The following is a 16,754-nucleotide window of genomic DNA, read 5'->3' on the forward strand; positions in this document are numbered from 1 at the left end:
CCGAGGAGTCGTCATGGCAGACAAACAAGCCAAGAACGCCGACACCGGGGCCGCCGTCGCTGTGGACGACCCCGCCAAGGTCCGCAACGTCGTGCTCGTCGGCCCGGCCGGTTCCGGGAAGACCACCCTCGCCGAAGCCCTGCTCGCCGCGTCCGGCACGGTGCCGCGGGCGGGTTCGGTGGTCGACGGCACGACGGTGTGCGACCACGACCCGGCGGCGGTCCGCCAGCAGCGTTCGGTCGGCCTCTCGGTCGCGCCGGTGCTGCACCAGGGCCACAAGATCAACCTGATCGACACGCCCGGGTACGCCGACTTCGTCGGGGAACTGCGGGCCGGGCTGCGGGCGGCCGACGCGGCGCTGTTCGTCGTCAGCGCCTCCGAAGGCGTCGACGCGGCGACCGTCGCGGTGTGGGAGGAGTGCGCCGCGGTCGGGATGCCGCGCGCGGTCGTCGTCTCGCGGCTCGACCACCACCGGGCCGACGCGACGGCCGAGATCGCCGCCTGCCAGGCCGCGTTCGGCGCCGGCGTGCTGCCGCTGTACCTCCCGGCGGGTGACGGCCTGGTCGGGCTGATCACCCAGCGGTACTTCGACTACTCCGGCGGGCACCCGCCGAAGGTCGGCGAGCCCGGCCCGGCCGACCTGGAGCGGGTGGCCGAGGCCCGCAACGAGCTGATCGAAGGGATCATCGCCGAGAGCGAGGACGAGTCCCTGATGGACCGCTATCTCGCCGGCGAGGAGATTCCCGAGGCCACCCTGATCGCCGACCTCGAAACCGCCGTGGCGCGCGGTTCGTTCCACCCCGTCATCCCGGTGTGCTCGACCAGCGGGATCGGCCTGGCCGAGGTGCTCGACGGCATCGTCCGCGCGTTCCCCTCGCCGCTGGAGCACCGGCCACCCGAGGTCACCACGCCGGACGGCGGCGAGCACGCCGCGATCACCGCCGACCCCGCGGGCCCCCTCGCCGCGGAGGTCGTCCGGACGGCCGTGGACTCCTACGTCGGCCGGGTGTCCCTCGTCCGGGTGTTCTCCGGGACGCTGCGCCCGGAGCGGCCGGTGCACGTGTCCGGGCACGGTCTCGCCGAACGCGGCCACGAGGACCACGACGCCGACGAGCGCGTCGCACACCTCTACTCCCCGCTCGGCTCGTCCCTGCGGGAGGTGCCCTACTGCGTCGCGGGCGACCTCTGCGCGCTGACGAAGGTCGGCTCGGCGGAGACCGGCGACACCGTCTCCTCCCCCGACGACCCGCTGCTCATGGAGCCGTGGGCGATGCCGGAGCCGTTGCTGCCGGTGGCGGTGGTCGCGAAGACCCGCAGCGACGAGGACACGTTGGCGCGCAACCTGTCCCGGCTCGTCGCCGGCGACCCGACGCTGCGGCTGGACCGCAACGCCGAGACCGGCCAGCTGGTGCTGTGGTGCATGGGCGAGGCCCACGCCGACGTCGTGCTCTCGCGGCTGCGGGCGGGCGGCGCGGACGTCGACACCGAACCGGTGAAGATCAGCCTGCGCTCGACGTTCGCCAAGCCGGCCAAGGGACACGGGCGGCACGTGAAGCAGTCCGGCGGGCACGGCCAGTTCGCGGTGTGCGACATCGAGGTCGAGCCGCTGCCGCGCGGCAGCGGCTTCCAGTTCGTGGACAAGGTCGTCGGCGGCGCGGTGCCGCACCAGTTCATCCCGAGCGTGGAGAAGGGCGTGCGGGCCCAGCTGCAGCGCGGGCTGGCGGACGGCCACCCGGTGGTCGACGTCAAGGTGACGCTGGTCGACGGCAAGGCGCACAGCGTGGATTCGTCGGACGCGGCGTTCCAGACGGCAGGCGCCCTCGCCTTGCGGGAGGCGGCGGCGAACGGGCACATCACGATGCTGGAACCCCTGGAGGAGGTGGCCGTCCGCCTGCCGGACGAGCACCTCGGCACGGTCCTCGGCGACCTCTCGTCCCGCCGCGGCCGGGTCCTGGGCACGGAGGCGGGCGAAGGCGGCCGGACGGTGATCCGGGCGGAGGTCCCGGCGACGGAACTGATCCGCTACCTGATCGACCTGCGCTCGATGACGTCGGGCACGGCCACGTTCACCCGCCGCCACGCGCGGTTCGAGCCGATGCCGGAAGGAATGGCGGTCCACTGAGCAGGTCGTGAGTGGTAAGGCGCGTTAGAACGCGCCTTACCACTCACGACGGGTCAGAAGCCGAAGCCGCCGGGGCGGTTGTTGCGGTCGGCCAGGAGGCCGGCCAGCGTGGCCAGGGCGATCTCGGGCGGGGTGCGGGAGCCGATGTTGAGCCCGACCGGGCGGTGCACGCGGGCGATGTCGGCCTCGGGCACGCCGAGGCCTTGGAGCGCGGCCACGTGCGGGCCCGGGTGACGCGGGTTGCCGAGCACGCCCACCCACCGCGGCTCGCCTTCGAGGGCGGCCTTCAGCACCTGGCCCAGCTCGGGCCGGTGGTGGTCGGTCACGACCACGTCGGCCGAGGCGTCGAGCGGCGGCAGCACGGTGTCCGCGTCGAACCCCTCGGGCACGTCGGTGACGCGCGCGGGATCGGGCTCGTACAGCGCCACGTGGTACCCGAGGTCCTTCGCGAACTTCAGCAGGAACCGCGAAACCGGCGACGCGAACACCGCCACCAGGGTCCGCAGCCCCGGGTCGGCCGGAGCCGTGCCGTGGGCGACGTCGCAAGTCTCGCTCATGGCTTCAGTCTGGCAGCTTCAGAGCTCTTCGAGCACGCTCAGCCGGAAGTGGAACGTCGACGTCCGGCCCTCGACGATCACCAGGTAGCCGCCCGGGCCGCGCAGCACCTTCCGCGACTTCGGCGACCACGGGTAGGCGGGCTGGTACTCGCGCGCCAGCCGCAGCGCCTCGGCCTCCGCGGACGCCTGGTCCGGCTGGGAAAACGTCTCCGAGAGCGACCAGCTCCGGCTGTCGCCCATGCCGCGCTGCTCCTCGACGACCACCCACCACATGTCAGACCTCCGGTTCGGCGAACTCGAAGTACTCCGGCAACGGCGCGGTCCCCGCGAGGCGGAAGTACCGCACCTTCCGCCGCCGGCGCAGCCGCAGCGTGTCGCGGACGGCGTCGTTGTGGACGCGGCGGGCGATCACCACCCGGTGCTCGGCGTCGGTCAGCTCCTCGGCCAACTCGGCCGGCAAGCACGCCCGGTCGACGCGGCTCAGCTGCAGCGTCAGCTCGTTTTCCGCGGCCTCCCGGTCGGCCCGCGGCGCCGCTTCGGCCCGCTCGGCCGACGTCCGCAGGCCCGTGTCGCCGAGCACGACGGCGACCGCGCGTGCCACCACCGCCCGGCGGGCCAGCGCCGCGTCCAGGGCGGCCCAGCCGGCGTCCGTGCGGACGTGCAGCCGGTCGAGGCGGTTCGCCGTCGCCACCAGGAACAGCCCGCCCAGCACCACGACCAGGGCGAGCAGCGGCAGCAGCCAGCCGAGCACGCTCACCGGGCGAGCTCCTGTTCCGCCGTCGCCGCGACCCGCCGCGGGTCGGCCGCGACGGCCGTCTCGTAGACGCGCAGGACCTGCGTGGCCACCACCGACCAGTCGTACATCGTGACGCGCTCCCCCGCCGCCGCGGCCAGCGAGACCCGGCGCGCCGGGTCGCCGAGCAGCTCGCGCAGCCCGCCGGCGAGCGCGGCCGGGTCGCCGGTGTCGACGAGCAGCCCGGCGCGGCCGTCGTCGAGCACCCGCCGGAACGAGTCCAGCCCGCTGGCCAGCACCGGGGTCCCGGCCGCCATCGCCTCGGTGAGGATCATCCCGAAGCTCTCGCCGCCGGTGTTGGGCGCGCAGTAGACGTCGACGCTGCGCAGCGCCTGGGCCTTCACGTGGTCGTCGGCCTGGCCGAGCAGCTCCAGGTGCGGGGCCAGCTCCGGCCCGGCGTCACGGCGCAGCTGCTCTTCGTCACCGCGGCCGACCACGACCAGCCGCAGGTCCTCGAACTCCGGCAGGATCCGCCGCAGCGCCTCCAGCAGCACCCCCATGCCCTTGCGCGGCTCCCCGAACCGGCCGACGAACCCGACCGTGCCGCCCGCCCGCGGGTAGCCCGGCAGCGGCGTCGCCGAGGAGAAGAACTCGACGTCGACACCGTTCGGGATCTCCACCGCGTCGCCGCCCGCGTGTTCCACCTGGACGCGGCGGGCCAGCGCCGACACCGCGATCCGGGCGGTGATCTTCTCCAGCAGGGGCCGCAGCACCGGTTGGAATGCCGACAGCGTGCGCGAGCGCGTCGTCGCGGTGTGGAACGTCGCCACGATCGGGCCGTCCGCGATGAGCAGCGCCAGCAGCGACAGGCTGGGCGCGGCCGGTTCGTGCAGGTGCAGGACGTCGAAGTCGCCTTCGCGGATCCAGCGGCGCACGCGGGCGTAGGACACCGGGCCGAACTGCAGCCGCGCGACCGAGCCGTTGTACGGGATGCCGAGCGCCTTGCCCGCCGGGTGCACGAACTCCGGCAGCTCCGCGTCCTCGTCCGCGGGCGCCAGCACCGACACCTGGTGCCCGCGCGCGAGCAGCGCCTTCGTCAGGTCGATGACGTGCCCTTGGACCCCGCCGGGCACGTCGAAGGAGTAGGGGCACACGATCCCGACGCGCATCGGCCGCGTGGCCACCGGTCAGCTCGCTTCTTCGAGGCTGACCCGCTCGGCGGCCTCGAGGTCGGCCGGCCAGAACTTCTGCACCATGTGCCAGTCGGCCGGGTGCGCGGCGATGTCGCCGGCGAAGATGTCCGCCAGAGCCTGGGTGGCGGCCGGGACCTCGGCCCGCGCGGTGACCCGGATGCGCGGGTGCAGCCGGATCTGCCAGCCGTCCTCGGTGAACCAGCAGCCGGCCGGGATCAGCGCCGCGCCGGTCGTCGCCGCCAGCCGGGCCGGGCCGCCCGGCAGCCGGGCGGGCTCGCCGAAGAACTTCACCGGGATGCCGCTGGTGGTCAGGTCGCGGTCGCCGACCAGGCAGACCGCCTTGTTCTCGCGCAGGCGTTTCAGCAGCACGCGCATCGCCGAACTGTCACCCGTGAGGGGGACGATTTCGAAGCCGAGCGACTCCCGGTACTCGACGAACCGGCGGTAGAGCGACTCGGGCTTCAGCCGTTCGGCCACGGTCGTGAAGCCGCCGAGGTAGTCGGCCAGCCACACGCCGGCGACGTCCCAGTTGCCGCTGTGCGGCAGCGCCATCACCGCGCCGTTGCCCTCGGCCAGCGCCGCGTCGAGGTTCTCCACGCCGGTGATCGACGCCGCGACCTTGGCGCTGACCTCCTTGTGGTCCATCGACGGCAACCGGAACGTCTCGTGCCAGTAGCGGGCGTACGAGCGCATCGCGCGCCGCGTCAGCTCGTCGAGCTCGACCGGGTCGGCCTGCGGCACCACGCGGGCGAGGTTCGCGCGCAGCTGGCGCACGCCGCCGCCGTCCCGGCGGACGGCGAGGTCCGCGCCGAGCGAGAAGACCGTGCCGCCGAACCCGGCGGGCAGCCAGCCGGCGAGCTTCCACCCGGCCGCGTAGCCGAAGGCGCTCAACCGCTCTGACAGCCTGCTCATGCCCGCTGCTCCCCGGCGGCGGCCTCGCGGGCCGCCTTCGCCACCGCGGCGGTGCGCTGCAGCAGCGTGATGACCGACAGCACGGCGAGCAGCCAGAGCGTCACGTCCACGGTGTACGGGATGCCGAAGCCGTGCAGGCCGGTCCCGACGAGCGCGATGATCAGCCGCTCGGCGCGTTCGACGAGCCCGCCGTCGACCGGCAGGCCGGAGGCGTCGGCGCGGGCCTTGACGTAGGAGATGACCTGGGCGAGCACCAGGCACAGCAGGGCCGCCGCCGCCGCCGGGCGGTTGTCGTCGACGACGAAGCACCACCAGGCGATGGCGGCGAACAGGGCGCCGTCGACCAGCCGATCGCAGGTCGCGTCGAGCACCGCGCCGAACGGGGTGCCGTAGCCGCGGGCCCGGGCCATGGCGCCGTCGAGCAGGTCGAGCATGGCGAAGCCCCACACCGTGAAGGTGCCCCACAGCAGGTGATCGGTCGGGAAGAAGGCCAGCGCACAGACGACCGCGCCGGCGGTGCCGAGCACGGTCATCACGTTCGGGGTCAGCCCGGCGCGGACCAGCGCCTGGCCGATCGGATCGGTGACGCGGGAAACGGAGGCACGCGCGAAGATATTGAGCATCGGTTCGTCGAGGCACCTGGCTACGAGGGTCGGGTGGGCGATGGCAGCCTATCCACCCACGGGCCCGCCCCCGACGCGCCGCCCCGGGTCAGCCCGATTTCGTGAGCTCGCCCTCGTGCTCCCGCGCGTCCTCGGCGGCCTTGGCGGCCGCGCACTTCGGCGAGAGCTGACGGCGGATCGCGGCGCTGATCTCGCCGAGCGCCGTCACCTGCTCCGGCGTCAGCGGGTCGAACAGGCTCTCGCGGACGGCCTCGACGTGCCCGGGCGCGGCCGCTTCGAGCGCGACGAAGCCGGCCTCGGTCAGCACGGCCCAGGCGCCGCGCTTGTCGGTCGGGCACGCCTCGCGGCGCACCCAGCCGTTCGCCTCCAGCCGCGCGACCGCGTGCGAGAGGCGGCTGCGGGACGCCTGCCGCGCGTCGGCGAGCTCGCTCATCCGCAGCCGGCGGCCGGGCGCCTCCGACAGCGCGACGAGGACTTCGTAATAGGTGTGCGGCATGCCCGAGTCGTGCTGCAGCTGGGCTTCGAGGTGCGCGCTGAGCATGCGGGTGGCCGAATTGAACTCACGCCAGACGCGCTGTTCGTCGTCGCTGAGCCATCGGGTTCCGGACATAACCCCATCATACTCTCGGTTGAACACTCAATCAGGAGTTTTTGCCGGTCAGGCCGTTGATCTCACCAGGCGTCGGCCAGCAGGTCCCTCGTCTCCCCCAGCAGCTGCGGGAGCACCTTCGTCTGGCCGATGACCGGCATGAAGTTCGCGTCCCCACCCCACCGCGGCACCAGGTGCTGGTGCAGGTGCGCGGCGATGCCCGCGCCCGCGACCACACCCTGGTTCAGGCCGATGTTGAAGCCGTGCGCGCCGGACACCGCCCGGATCACCTTCATCGCGTGCTGGGTGTACTCGGCGACCTCGCGGGTCTCCTCGACCGTCAGGTCGGTGTAGTCCGCGACGTGCCGGTACGGCACCACCATCAGGTGCCCCGGGTTGTACGGGTACAGGTTCAGCACCGCGAAGACGACGTCGCCGCGGGCCACGATCAGGCCGGTTTTGTCGTCCAGCGACGGGATCCGGCAGAACGGGCAGCCGGTGTCGCCGTCGTCGTCCGGCTTGTCCTGACCCTTGATGTAGGCCATCCGGTGCGGGGTCCAGAGACGCTGGAAGGCGTCCTGGACCCCGATGCCCTGCTGCTCGACGAGCTCGGGACCCTCGCTCACCGAACGACCGTCTCCAGCGCTTCGGCCGAGGGCGAGGCGTTTTCGCGGCGCCCGACCCACTCCGCGATCGCCTCGACGGCCTTCTCGACCGGCACGCCGTTGATCTGGCCGCCGTCGCGGAAGCGGAACGACACCGCGCCCGCCTCGACGTCCTTGGCCCCGGCCAGCAGCATGAACGGCACCTTCTGCGTGGTGTGCGTGCGGATCTTCTTCTGCATCCGGTCGTCGCTCGCGTCGACCTCGGCGCGGATCCCCTTGGCGCGCAACGCCTTTTGGACGTCTTGCAGGTACTCGACCTGGTCGGCGGTGATCGGGATGCCGACCACCTGCACCGGCGAAAGCCACGCCGGGAACGCGCCCGCGTAGTGCTCGGTCAGCACGCCGAAGAAGCGCTCGATCGAGCCGAACAGCGCGCGGTGGATCATGATCGGCCGCTGGCGGGTGCCGTCCGGCGCGGTGTACTCGAGCTCGAACCGCTTGTTCTGGTTGAAGTCCAGCTGGATGGTCGACATCTGCCAGGTGCGGCCGATGGCGTCCTTGGCCTGCACCGAGATCTTCGGTCCGTAGAAGGCCGCGCCGCCCGGGTCCGGGACCAGCTCGAGGCCGGAGTCGACGGCGGCCTGCCGCAGCGTCTCGGTGGCCTCCTCCCACTCCCAGTCCTCGCCGATGAACTTGTCGGAGTCACCGCGGGTGGACAGCTCGAGGTAGAAGTCGGAGAGGCCGTAGTCGGCGAGCAGGTCGAGGACGAACTTCAGCAGCGACCGCAGCTCGCCCGGCATCTGCTCCTTGGTGCAGTAGATGTGCGAGTCGTCCATCGTCAGCCCGCGCACGCGGGTGAGGCCGTGCACGACACCCGACTTCTCGTAGCGGTAGACGGTGCCGAACTCGAACAGCCGCAGCGGCAGGTCGCGGTAGGACCGCCCGCGCGAGCGGTAGATCAGGTTGTGCATCGGGCAGTTCATGGCCTTGAGGTAGTAGTTCTCCTCGTCGAACTGCACCGGCGGGAACATCGTGTCCGCGTAGTAGGGCAGGTGGCCGGAGGTGTGGAACAGCTCGCCCTTGCTGATGTGCGGGGTGTTCACGAACTCGTAGCCGGCCTCCTCGTGGCGGCGGCGCGAGTAGTTCTCCAGCTCGCGGCGGATGATGCCGCCCTTCGGGTGGAACACCGGCAGGCCGGAGCCGATCTCCTCGGGGAAGGAGAACAGGTCCAGCTCGGCGCCGAGCTTGCGGTGGTCGCGGCGCTCGGCCTCGGCGATGCGCTCGAGGTAGGCGTCCTGCGCCTCGGCCGACTCCCACGCCGTGCCGTAGATCCGCTGCAGCTGCGGGTTCTTTTCACTGCCCCGCCAATACGCGGCGGCGACGCGAGTCAGTTTGAAGGCCGGGATGAACTTCGTGGTCGGCACGTGCGGACCGCGGCAGAGGTCACTCCAGACACGTTCCTTGGTGCGCGGATCGAGATTGTCGTAAATGGTGAGCTCGCCCTCGCCCACCTCCATCACCTCGGACGTGTCCACTTCGGACTTGAGGTCGACGAGCTCGAGCTTGAACGGCTCGTCCGCGAGTTCCTTCTTGGCCTCGTCGACGGAGTCGAAAACGCGCCGCGAGAACTGCTGGGCGCCCTTCACGATCTGCTTCATGCGCTTTTCGAGCGCCTGCAGGTCCTCCGGGGTGAACGGCTTGTCGACGGCGAAGTCGTAGTAGAAGCCGTCCTTGACCGGCGGGCCGATGCCCAGCTTGGCCTCGGGGAACTGCTGCTGCACGGCTTGGGCGAGCACGTGGGCGGCCGAATGGCGGATGACGCTGCGCCCGTCCTCGGTGTTCGCCGCGACCGGCTCGACCTCGGCGTCGGCCTCCGGCGCCCAGGCGAGGTCGCGCAGCTTCCCGCCGGCGTCCCGGACGACGACGACGGTGTCCGCGCCCTTGGTCGGCAGGCCGGCTTCGCGGACCGCCGCGCCCGCCGTAGTGCCCGCCGGTACCACCACACGGGAGGCGGCCACGGGGGAAACGGGGGGCGACTGGGACACGATCGGCTCCTCAAGCTGGAGTGACAAAGACGACCCCGTCGATGCTAGTCGGCGGCCCGCGCGCGCCTCACGCGCGTGGCGCGAACGCCGGACGGGCCGCCCCCGGTCCGGGAGGCGGCCCGTCCGATCGAGGTCAGAGGGTTTCGACGACCTGCTCGAAGTCGAGCCGCGGCAGGCGGTCGAACCAGGGGTTCTCACCCGGCTTGCCGACGTTGACGATGACGAGCGAGCGCCACTTCTTGTCCGCGAAGAACTCGTCGTCGACGCCCTGGGCGTCGAAGCCGGTCATCGGGCCGGCGGCCAGCCCGGCGGCGCGGACGCCGATGATGAAGTAGCCGACCTGCAGCAGCGAGTTGAGCTTGCTGAACTCGACGCGGCCCTGCTCGTCGGCGAAGTTGTCCTTCACCTGCGGGGCGTGCGGGAAGACCTGGGGGATGTTTTCGTGGAAGTCGACGTCCGCGGCGAGCACCACGGTCAGCGGAGCGGCTTCGGTCTTGTCCCGGTTGCCCGGGGCCATGTGCGGGAGCAGGCGGGCCTTCGCCTCGGCGGTCCGGAGCACCAGCGCGCGCAGCGGCTGGGTGTTCATCGACGTCGGGGCCCACTTGACGAGGTCGTAGATCGCGCGGACCTGCTCCTCGGTCACCGGCTCGGAGCTGAAACTGTTGGCCGTGCGGGCCTCGCGGAACAGCAGGTTCTGGACGTCCGCGGGGACCTGGATGGCCTCGGTCTGCTCGGCAAAGGTGGTCATGGGGCTGAGCTTCCTTCCGTTGGGTCGGTACCCCGTGCAACCAGGTTGAGCGTTGAACTATTTCGCCCTCAACCACTTCGCGGCGGCGAGGTGGATCACCGGCCGTCGAGGCCGGTCACCCGACCGGGTTACGACGGCGTGGTCGGGTGCCGGTAAGCCGAGCAGATGGGGCATCCGGGATGTCCCGGCGGGCGCGGGCCGCATCCGGCGAACAGGGGCGCCCAGGCGGCCTTGTGGGCTGTTGAGTGCGGCGGCTGGTCGCGGGCGGCGGTGCGGCCGGTAGCGCCGTGCAGTGGGCGCGTGCGGCTCGCAGGCGCAGGCCGTCGCCGCGAACGGCCGGAGAAGCGGCTCTGCGGCGGCTCCGGGCAGCGGCTGCCGCTCGCGGAGACGGGGGCACGGCGAATCCTCGCCCTGAGGCCGCTCGTGGCTCCGGGCGTGCACAGCGGCGCCCGTCCCCGGAAACGGACACGGCCGCCGGCTCCCCGCGGCGGGAGTCGGCGGCCGTGGTGCGCGGCGCGGCGGGGACGGGTCAGTAGGCGCCCTGCCCGCCCATCACCGCGCGGAAGGTCTTCCAGAGAATCACCAGGTCCAGGGCCAGGGACCAGTCCTCGACGTAACGCAGGTCGAGCCGGATGCTCTCCGCCCACGTGAGGTCGCTGCGCCCGCTGACCTGCCAGAGCCCGGTCAGCCCCGGCTTGACCAGCAGCCGGCGGCGCGCGTCCGGCGCGTACTGCGCGGTTTCCTCCGGCAGCGGCGGGCGTGGGCCGACGAGCGACATCTTCCCGGAAACGACGTTGAACAGCTGCGGCACCTCGTCGAGCGAATACCGGCGCAGGAAACCACCCACACGGGTGATACGGGGGTCGCGCTTCATCTTGAACAGCGGGCCCGCGCCCTCGTTCTCCTGTTCCAGCGTTTTCCGGATTTCGTCGGCGTTGGTGACCATCGTCCGGAACTTGAGCATGGTGAACGTGGCGCCGTCGCGGCCGACGCGGCGCTGGCGGTAGATCACCGGGCCGCGGTCGTTCAGCTTGATGGCCACCGCGATCACCAGCAGCAGCGGGGACAGCATCGTGAGCAGCAGCGCCGAACCGCAGCGGTCGACGATCTCCTTCACCACCCGGCGGCCGCCGGTGAACATCGGCGCGGTGACCCGCAGGAGCGGCATGCCGAGCACGCCGGTGACGTTGAGCCGGGGGCCGGCGACCTCCATCAGGACCGGCGCCACGACCATCTCCGCGCCGGTGCCCTCCATGTCCCAGGCCAGCCGCTGCAGGCGCTTCGGCGTCCAGTACTGGTCGGCGGTGATCGCCACGACCCGGTAGCCGCCGCGCCGGACGTGCCGGGACAGCTCCTCCAGCCGGCCGACGACCGGGACGCCGTCGATCTCGCCGCTTTCGCGGTCTTCGCCGTGGCCGCTGAACGTGCAGGCCGCCTCGACGCGCCAGCCGACGTGCACCTCGGAGCGGGTGCGGGCGATCAGGTCGGCGACGGTTTCCGGGCTGCCCGCCGCCATCACCGGCAGCAGGCACAGTCCCTTGGCGCGCTTGCGGTGCAGCACCTGGCGCAGCAGGTAGCGCTGCGGGAAGGCGACCAGCGCGATGGCCGGGACGACGACGAACACCCAGACCTGGACCTCGAGCGCGCCGAACAGCAGGCCGCCCAGCGCGACGAGGACGGCGGCGGTGATGAAGCCGCGGCCGAGGGTGCGGTACTCCTCCGCGCCTTCGCCGAGCACGCGCGGGCTCCAGGCCCGGCTGACGGGCAGGGAGACGAAGACGGCGAGCATGGTGCCGAAGGCGTGCATGTCATGGGGGGCAACGCGATCGATGACGAACGCGCTGATCGCGATCACCAGCAGCGTGATGAACACATCGCTGCCGATGACCCAGGCTCTGTACCGCGCTTCCCAGGCGGCGGGCCACGCTTTCGACGACGGGCTTGCGGCGTCGTCGTCGGCGTGACCGTCTCGCTTGACGGGGAGCGGGATGGCCTGGAGGTCGATGTGCGGCGGTGGCTGGCTCACCGTGTACGAAGGCCGCACCGACTCTTCCATCTGACCTCCCGGGAACAGGATCTGGTTGGCCCGCAGGCACGCAGCGTCACCGAAAACGATTTCGGAGAGTCACTACAGTTCAGTAGTCGCGCAGAGCCCGCGGAGGCTTCACACGGCAAGTTATCGGCGACTCTCTCGGCAGCGTTACAAGGGATTTCCAGCCACATGTTGCGCCTCTTCCCCGCCAGAAAATGGCCGGGTCATAACAAGATGATGACGATGGGTAATAGGGCGTATCCCCGTGAAAACTACGTTCCGTAACGAATAGGACGGTACCCGCACTCGGGTGGACCAAGCAGCGCCGAACGGCCGAACGGGCCGACCGGCTCTACTGTGGACACTGGATCCGCGGGGTGGTCCACAGTGGACCACAGGTCCGGCGGACCGGTTCGCGCCGGCGTCCACGGGAACCGACAGTGACATTCATCGCCGCGGCGTCACGCGCGGCGGTCTGTCACACGTCGGGCAGCGCGGGTCCCACGCGGGGGCGCGGGCGGATCGGGCACCGCGGCGTGCCGAGGATCACATCGCCCTCCCACGGAGTCGCGTTCGACAGAAAGCCGCCGCGGCGGCACGGTTCGGAGGCAGTTCCGGCGAGCCTCGGCGGCCGGGGCGTGCACTGCACTCGTGAGCAGATACGGCGGAGCCGAACGGATCGTTCACTCCGGTTGGGCGGGCGGCGCGGAAACGTGGCCCGGCCTGGGCGCCCGCGGCAGCGAAGACGAAGAGAGCCCCGTCCGCAGTTCGGCGGACGGGGCTCTCTCAGGACTCTCGCGTGGGCGATACTGGGATCGAACCAGTGACCTCTTCGGTGTGAACGAAGCGCTCTCCCGCTGAGCTAATCGCCCGCTCGCGGTGTTGTGAAGAACTCTAGCGTACGACTTTCAGGCGCCTGCAAACGGGTGGATCCTGGCGACCACACTCCGCTTACCGGCGAGTACGGAACGAACAACCCCGAGCTAGCCGGGGTTGCGCGAGCGGGGGGCCGCGTGACGGCACGTTCGACATACGTGCGACGGTGCTATCGCCCGGCGACTAAACCGCGCAGTATGGAGGTCGTGGGCCCCACGGGGCGCGCCGGTCAGCTGCGCGCCGTGGGTGGTCACGGGTGGAGACGGGGGCCGAAGAGCCCGGACGGGTGATCTGCGGCGCACCCGCGACGGAACAGGCCTCCCGATGCGTCCCAGTGGTGATGCCCTCGGCCGGGCCGGGCCGGGAAGGGAGACGAAGGGTAGGACGATGCGCAACGATCACGTGACGCTCCGCTCGACGGCGGTCTTCGACCTGCTGGCGCCGCGGACTCCCGCGGTTCCGGTGAAGGTGGAGCTGCGCTACGACACACGCGACCCGTATGCGGTCGTCGCGGCCTTCCGCACCGGCCGGGCCGGCTGGGTCGAGTGGGTGTACGCACGTGACCTCCTCGCGGACGGCCTCCTGGCCGACGCGGGCGACGGCGACGTCCGCATCCGCCCCTCGGTCGAGGACCCCGAAGCGGTCTTGATCGAGCTGAACTCCCCGTCCGGCCACGCGATGTTCGAAGCATCCGCCCAGGAGCTGGCCGACTTCCTCGACCGCACGTACGACGTGGTCCTCCCGGGCAACGAGCACCTGTGGGTCGACGTCGACGACGCCCTCACGCACCTCATCCCCCACGATTTGGCCTGATGACGGCCACGCAACAGCGGAGTGACACCCCGGTGTCAGCCCGGATTTCGGGGTCCGATATGGTTTTCCCACACCACGGCGACGGGGGAACAGCCTCCCGGAGCTGCGGAGTGCGGATGTAGCGCAGCTGGTAGCGCATCACCTTGCCAAGGTGAGGGTCGCGGGTTCGAATCCCGTCATCCGCTCGATAGGCTCTCGGGCCTAGTCACGGTGGAGTGGCCGAGAGGCGAGGCAACGGCCTGCAAAGCCGTGTACACGGGTTCGAATCCCGTCTCCACCTCGCGCGATTAGCTCAGCGGGAGAGCGCTTCCCTGACACGGAAGAGGTCACTGGTTCAATCCCAGTATCGCGCACTCGATCGCGGGAGAGCCCTGCTTGCGGAACACGCAAGCGGGGCTCTCTTCGTCGTGTCCTGTGGGGGCCGAGCCCCCACACCCCCGCCGGGGGCACGCCCCCGGCCCCCCGGTCTGGTCACCTTTCGGAGTGCCTAGGCAGCCGCTCAGCCAACATTCCTCCCGGGCTTCCAGTGCCTGGTCGACCATCACCGGCGTCATGTGGCCTCGGCGCCGGGCGATGCCCTTCGTCTTCTGCCCCAGCCTCCCCGGCAGAATCCCGTTCTCGGTCGGTCAGGTGCTGTCTGGCGGCCTTCGTGGAAGGTGCACGCCGGCAGGATCGGCGGAGGCCGCTCCCCCACCCCCGGGCCGTCGAGCTCGACCCCGTCCCCACGCCGGCCGCCAGAACCGGATCCGGAAGTTCGGCCGCCACCACGGATGCCCTTCCGGCGTGCACAGCACGAAGGGTTCGCGGTGGCTGTCCATCAGCTCCTCATACAGCACCGCGATGCCCGGCAGCAGCGCCACGACCTCGTACGCGCAGGCGTCTTGGTGCGCCCTCCTTCGGCCGGGAGTTGCCACGCCTCGTCGTCGGCCACTGACGACCATCCGCGTGATGATCATCCCTCTTCCGGCCTCCTTTGTAGACCTTCCCGCCGACTCCTTCAGCGGGGTGTGGATCTCAATGCCTCGCAGCCCGGAGTCGTACTCGTGCCGCTGCTGCCCGACAGCACGAACCCAGACTTCCCCAGCCCGAGTTCGTAGAGCCGCATTGCGGCCCGCAGCGCCTGTGCCGGCGTGGCGACCAGCCTCTCGGTGTCGAACTCGCCGCTGGACACCCGGACCCCGCTGCATGGATTGGCCGGGATCATCCGGGCACGCACGTCCTCATGCAGCTCCGGCAGCCACCGCTCGATCTCGACGTAGCCGTTGAAGATCGCGATCAACGGCCATGCCTTCCACTGCGGCAACAGCTGCGTGTCGAGGAAGGACCGGTACTTCGCGACCGTGTTCAGCTCCAGCCGCGGAGCCACCGCCGCCAGCCACTCCTTGGCGAAGTCGTCGAAACGGGTCTCGCCATCGCGCGGGTCCAGCCAGAGGTTCCGCCGGATCAGGGCCTCCTGCTCCAGCCCCCACTCCTCAGCCGCCTTCTTGGTGGGGAAACCCGACCTGCTCCCCCACGTCCCGTCGGGACGCTTGTACCGGGCACGCCACTCACCCGTGCCGGGCTCTTCCTGGCCGTGGGCCATCCTTGACTCCTCTTCTCTGTTACTCCGCCCGCCTCACGCGGCACGGAAGTCCTGGGCAACCTCCGCAACGGACACCCGCCGTCGCGGCGGCTTCACCGGAGCAGCGCTGAGCCGCACGATCTCGGCGACATCGGCGCGGGTGAACCGGTCATGCCTGCCGAACCGGTGATGCGGCAGCACGCCGGCGGCGGCCTGGTCCTTCAAGGTCCTCGGCGACAGCTGCAGCAACTCCCCCACCTCTTCCGCGGTCAGCAACGCATCCGGATCCGGCAGCGGCTCCGGCGCGGTCGCCCGCACCGCCGCCGCGAGCTCGCGGATGGCCACGGCGACAGCGCAGCCGTTTCCGCTCCCGTGGTCGCATTCGTTCTCCATCACGGCACTCCATTCTTGTTGTCAGAAAACCGAGTCGGTCAGGGAAGTGTTCGCCACAGCACACACCTATCCACGCGGAAGCACGACCGACAGTCAATAGGCTCTCGAAATAAAGTCAAAGAGCCTCGTCCATGAGCGAACCCGACAACGCCCCGCGATTCTGCGACGCCACTATCCGACGAACCAGTATCGGAACCAGCACCAGAAGGAAAGGGGGAGCAGATGACCAAGAGGGTCTCGATCGAGATACTCGACGACACGGACGGCAGCCCCGCCGAGCAAACCGTCCCGTTCGGACTCGACGGCGTCGCCTACGAGATCGATCTGTCCACAACGAACGCCAACGCACTACGCGAAGCACTGGCACCATATGTGGCGGCCGCACGCCGAACCGGTGGCCGCCGGATCAAGGTCGCCGTCGGCCAGCCGACTGACAGCACAAAACAGGAACGGGAGCCAAGTACGAGCTACACAGCGACTCACGGCGTCCGCACATGGGCTCGCGAAAACGGATATGAAGTAGCAGATCAGGGCCGCATCGCGAAGACCGTCATCGACGCCTACCACTCATCTCGCCGACACGTCAGCAGGGAAAGCAATCGGAAGCACCAGCCCGGGACCGCAGCGAAGCGGCCTTTCCCCGGTGCGCACGGGCGCGGGTTCGAACAGTACCCAACTGATCACAGAACGGACCCAGAAGGCGACCTTCGACCACACCCGGCGGCTGGCCGGTCGGCCGCGGCGGCCGGGCCGGATGCCTCCGTGCCGACGGCTCTCGAGTGGACCGTCGCCGCCCTCGCCGAGAATGTGGGCCGGACCCAGCACCGGGTCGCGGAGATGATCGAGCAGCGCATCGCCAATCCAGCGTGGCTGTACACCGAGTTCGGGCAAGTCACTTGAGCGGAGTGGTGGTTCCGGTCGACGGCGGCTTCACGACGTCAGCGGTGGGCGG

At 70.8% G+C, this 16,754-nt stretch carries 16 protein-coding genes and 4 tRNA genes; 6 read left to right on the top strand and 14 right to left on the bottom strand.

What is annotated here, in order from left to right:
- The first annotated feature begins 13 nt into the window (after nucleotides 1-13).
- Nucleotides 14-2,122 (top strand): elongation factor G-like protein EF-G2, encoded by a 2,109-nt coding sequence (locus AB0M93_RS08100; protein ID WP_364269682.1) that lies wholly within the window; start codon nucleotides 14-16, stop codon nucleotides 2,120-2,122.
- 53 nt (nucleotides 2,123-2,175) lie between these two features.
- Here the strand turns inward: AB0M93_RS08100 and AB0M93_RS08105 are convergent, their stop codons facing one another.
- The 12 genes from AB0M93_RS08105 to AB0M93_RS08160 form a co-directional block, all read right to left on the bottom strand.
- A complete protein-coding gene (locus AB0M93_RS08105; RefSeq protein WP_364269684.1) occupies nucleotides 2,176-2,679 on the bottom strand; it encodes an XdhC family protein in 504 nt (167 codons plus the stop codon).
- Between the two features lie 18 nt (nucleotides 2,680-2,697).
- Nucleotides 2,698-2,952 carry a hypothetical protein gene (locus tag AB0M93_RS08110; protein ID WP_364269686.1) on the bottom strand — a complete coding sequence of 85 codons (255 nt, stop codon included), beginning with the start codon at nucleotides 2,950-2,952 and terminating at the stop codon, nucleotides 2,698-2,700.
- Nucleotide 2,953: 1 nt separating this feature from the next.
- The gene (locus tag AB0M93_RS08115) at nucleotides 2,954-3,436 is read right to left on the bottom strand and encodes an NUDIX hydrolase (protein WP_364269688.1); all 483 of its coding nucleotides are present in this window, start codon (nucleotides 3,434-3,436) and stop codon (nucleotides 2,954-2,956) included.
- Nucleotides 3,433-4,581, bottom strand: coding sequence for a glycosyltransferase family 4 protein (locus tag AB0M93_RS08120; RefSeq protein ID WP_364270689.1), 1,149 nt, complete (start codon nucleotides 4,579-4,581; stop codon nucleotides 3,433-3,435). Before AB0M93_RS08120 ends, AB0M93_RS08115 begins: the two co-directional genes overlap by 4 nt.
- Nucleotides 4,582-4,599: 18 nt before the next feature.
- Entirely contained in the window at nucleotides 4,600-5,517 is a 918-nt protein-coding gene (locus tag AB0M93_RS08125; protein ID WP_364269690.1) for a phosphatidylinositol mannoside acyltransferase, read from the bottom strand.
- Nucleotides 5,514-6,140, bottom strand: a complete 627-nt coding sequence (gene pgsA, locus AB0M93_RS08130; protein ID WP_364269692.1) for a phosphatidylinositol phosphate synthase — start codon at nucleotides 6,138-6,140, stop codon at nucleotides 5,514-5,516. Before pgsA ends, AB0M93_RS08125 begins: the two co-directional genes overlap by 4 nt.
- A gap of 88 nt (nucleotides 6,141-6,228) precedes the next feature.
- Nucleotides 6,229-6,750 (bottom strand): MarR family transcriptional regulator, encoded by a 522-nt coding sequence (locus AB0M93_RS08135; protein ID WP_364269694.1) that lies wholly within the window; start codon nucleotides 6,748-6,750, stop codon nucleotides 6,229-6,231.
- Nucleotides 6,751-6,812: 62 nt separating this feature from the next.
- Nucleotides 6,813-7,355 (bottom strand): HIT domain-containing protein, encoded by a 543-nt coding sequence (locus AB0M93_RS08140; protein ID WP_364269696.1) that lies wholly within the window; start codon nucleotides 7,353-7,355, stop codon nucleotides 6,813-6,815.
- Complete coding sequence (gene thrS, locus AB0M93_RS08145) at nucleotides 7,352-9,379, bottom strand: threonine--tRNA ligase (protein ID WP_364269698.1); 2,028 nt, start codon at nucleotides 9,377-9,379, stop codon at nucleotides 7,352-7,354. Before thrS ends, AB0M93_RS08140 begins: the two co-directional genes overlap by 4 nt.
- Before the next feature lie 133 nt (nucleotides 9,380-9,512).
- Nucleotides 9,513-10,127 carry a malonic semialdehyde reductase gene (locus tag AB0M93_RS08150; RefSeq protein ID WP_364269700.1) on the bottom strand — a complete coding sequence of 205 codons (615 nt, stop codon included), beginning with the start codon at nucleotides 10,125-10,127 and terminating at the stop codon, nucleotides 9,513-9,515.
- Nucleotides 10,128-10,656: 529 nt separating this feature from the next.
- On the bottom strand, nucleotides 10,657-12,183 hold the full coding sequence (locus tag AB0M93_RS08155; protein WP_364269702.1) for a sugar transferase: 1,527 nt from the start codon (nucleotides 12,181-12,183) through the stop codon (nucleotides 10,657-10,659).
- A 776-nt stretch (nucleotides 12,184-12,959) separates the two neighbouring features.
- Nucleotides 12,960-13,031: transfer RNA gene (locus tag AB0M93_RS08160), tRNA-Val, on the bottom strand.
- A gap of 391 nt (nucleotides 13,032-13,422) precedes the next feature.
- Here AB0M93_RS08160 and AB0M93_RS08165 point away from each other — a divergent pair.
- The 4 genes from AB0M93_RS08165 (at nucleotide 13,423) to AB0M93_RS08180 (ending at nucleotide 14,201) form a co-directional block, all read left to right on the top strand.
- Complete coding sequence (locus AB0M93_RS08165) at nucleotides 13,423-13,848, top strand: SsgA family sporulation/cell division regulator (protein ID WP_013227152.1); 426 nt, start codon at nucleotides 13,423-13,425, stop codon at nucleotides 13,846-13,848.
- Nucleotides 13,849-13,960: 112 nt separating this feature from the next.
- Nucleotides 13,961-14,033, top strand: a tRNA-Gly gene (locus AB0M93_RS08170).
- 24 nt (nucleotides 14,034-14,057) lie between these two features.
- Nucleotides 14,058-14,128: transfer RNA gene (locus AB0M93_RS08175), tRNA-Cys, on the top strand.
- Between the two features lies 1 nt (nucleotide 14,129).
- Nucleotides 14,130-14,201: transfer RNA gene (locus tag AB0M93_RS08180), tRNA-Val, on the top strand.
- A gap of 644 nt (nucleotides 14,202-14,845) precedes the next feature.
- On the opposite strand, the gene AB0M93_RS08185 is transcribed toward AB0M93_RS08180, so the two are convergent.
- Nucleotides 14,846-15,430 (bottom strand): hypothetical protein, encoded by a 585-nt coding sequence (locus AB0M93_RS08185; protein WP_364269704.1) that lies wholly within the window; start codon nucleotides 15,428-15,430, stop codon nucleotides 14,846-14,848.
- A 33-nt stretch (nucleotides 15,431-15,463) separates the two neighbouring features.
- On the bottom strand, nucleotides 15,464-15,754 hold the full coding sequence (locus AB0M93_RS08190; RefSeq protein ID WP_364269706.1) for a helix-turn-helix domain-containing protein: 291 nt from the start codon (nucleotides 15,752-15,754) through the stop codon (nucleotides 15,464-15,466).
- A gap of 270 nt (nucleotides 15,755-16,024) precedes the next feature.
- Between AB0M93_RS08190 and AB0M93_RS08195 the strand changes: the two genes are divergently transcribed.
- Nucleotides 16,025-16,702: an Lsr2 family protein gene (locus AB0M93_RS08195; protein WP_364269708.1), complete on the top strand. Its 678-nt coding sequence runs from the start codon at nucleotides 16,025-16,027 to the stop codon at nucleotides 16,700-16,702.
- Nucleotides 16,703-16,754 lie beyond the last annotated feature (52 nt).

This window comes from Amycolatopsis sp. NPDC051102, from assembly GCF_040682815.1.
Taxonomy (GTDB): domain Bacteria; phylum Actinomycetota; class Actinomycetes; order Mycobacteriales; family Pseudonocardiaceae; genus Amycolatopsis.